Source organism: Eisenbergiella porci (genome assembly GCF_009696275.1).
In the GTDB taxonomy this organism is placed as follows: Bacteria; Bacillota; Clostridia; order Lachnospirales; family Lachnospiraceae; genus Eisenbergiella; species Eisenbergiella porci.
In genome coordinates this window covers 1-1634 of sequence record NZ_VUMI01000139.1, presented here as the reverse complement: position 1 = coordinate 1634, position 1634 = coordinate 1, and the positions used below count along the sequence as shown (strand labels likewise).

The 1634-nt window shown below is 34.5% G+C and carries 4 protein-coding genes; 3 read left to right on the top strand and 1 reads right to left on the bottom strand.

Translation table 11 applies throughout. The features are described 5' to 3' along the window. Positions 1–85 precede the first annotated feature (85 nt). Entirely contained in the window at positions 86–277 is a 192-nt protein-coding gene (locus FYJ45_RS29275; protein ID WP_154468424.1) for a helix-turn-helix domain-containing protein, read from the bottom strand. Positions 278–468: 191 nt separating this feature from the next. Here FYJ45_RS29275 and FYJ45_RS29270 point away from each other — a divergent pair, with 191 nt between their 5' ends. The 3 genes from FYJ45_RS29270 to FYJ45_RS29260 all read left to right on the top strand — a co-directional run. Next, a complete protein-coding gene (locus FYJ45_RS29270) occupies positions 469–888 on the top strand; it encodes a helix-turn-helix domain-containing protein (RefSeq protein ID WP_154468423.1) in 420 nt (139 codons plus the stop codon). Positions 889–893: 5 nt separating this feature from the next. Further along, positions 894–1319 carry an ImmA/IrrE family metallo-endopeptidase gene (locus FYJ45_RS29265; protein ID WP_154468422.1) on the top strand — a complete coding sequence of 142 codons (426 nt, stop codon included), beginning with the start codon at positions 894–896 and terminating at the stop codon, positions 1317–1319. 113 nt (positions 1320–1432) lie between these two features. Then, positions 1433–1634, top strand: a 202-nt coding sequence (locus FYJ45_RS29260; RefSeq protein WP_330588868.1) for a hypothetical protein, incomplete at its 3' end; no start/stop codon positions are given.

The following is a 1634-nucleotide window of genomic DNA, read 5'->3' as shown; positions in this document are numbered from 1 at the left end:
ACCTTCATACTCTCTTTTCCTCCTTGCGTTATTAACCACACATCAGTTGCAAAAGTCCTATTTATAGGACAGGCTTTTTGCTATGCTACTCAATGAAATAAGTGATTGGCACGTCAAAGTAGTCAGCCAAAATATTTATTTTATCGGCTTTAGGACAACTTTTTCCTGACTTCCAGTCTGAAAATAACGTAGGATACAGCCCGGTATCTTTTGCCACTTTATAAGCTGTAACATTATTTTTAGACAAAAGGGCAACAAACTTTTTGTAAGAAAACATGATTTTCCTCCTTTTCTAAGTTTTTTATTGCAAATAGTTAGAAAATCCTATATAATATGAATTACCACAAACGTATTATATTGAGTATTCTTAACTTCGGATTTTCTAACTGTCCTTAGTATATCTTAGAATACTCTAATTGTCAACACCATTTTTTAGAATTTTCTAAGTGCCCTAAGGAGGTCACATTAATGTATGATATTTTCTTAAAACTTTTAAATGAGCGAAATGTAAAAGCTTCAGACGTGGCAAAAGCTACAGGCATAAGTCAGACGGTATTCAGTGAATGGAAAAGAGGTAAAAGCAAGCCCAAAGCTGATAAACTTCAGAAGATAGCTGATTTTTTTGGTGTAAGCATTGAATATCTTATGACAGGGAAAGAGCCTTCAACATCTGAAAGTAATCGCTTAAGCAGAAAAGCGCAGAAAGATATAGAAGATATTCTTTCAAGTACAGAACAGATGTTGAGGCAGGAAGGCCTTATGTTTGATGGGAATCCTGCAAGCCAGGAAGCAATTGATTCTATTATATCTGCAATGCGTGTTGGTATGGAAATGGCTAAAGAAAAGAACAGGGAGAAGTACACTCCGAAAAAGTACAAAAAGGACTGATTTAGATGAAGGAAAAGGTATTGGCGAACAAACTGGCAAAAAAATTCGGTACAAGAAATCCTTTCGAAATAATTAAAGGAATGAATGTCATATTAATACCTTCTGATTTAATTGGTGTGCGTGGATTTTATCAATACTTCCAACGAAATAATTTAATCTACATTGATCAGAATCTTCCATATCAAGAGCAGGTATGGGTATGCGCACATGAACTTGCCCATATGCTTATCCATAAAAAATCAAATACTGTTTTTATGGATACAAGAACGCATTTTAATACATCTGTATATGAGAATGAGGCTAACAAATTTGCTATCGAACTGCTTGTACCAGATGATGTTATTCTTGAATATCACGATTGTACCCTTGAGCAGGCTGCAAATGCTCTTGGATATCAGAAAAACCTACTTGAACTGAAATGGTTAAAATAGCCAAAAGGCATTTTAATAAAATATGTTTCTCACTAAGGGGGCGATACGTAAATACATGAAAGTTCTCAACAGCATTACTACCAATAAAAAAATTGACTAAGGGGGAAAATCAAATGAAAAAATCTATTATTCCAGTTTTGTTATTAAGCGCTATGCTTACCGCATGTAGTTCTTCTACAAGTGCTGATCCAAAGGAGGTTTCTTCTATTTCAGTTAATGCTGAATCTGAAACCACTCAATATAACGAAGAAAGTACAGCTCCTGAGGAAACAATTATTCATGAAAATGAGATAGGCAGCATAGAAGAACAGGTTT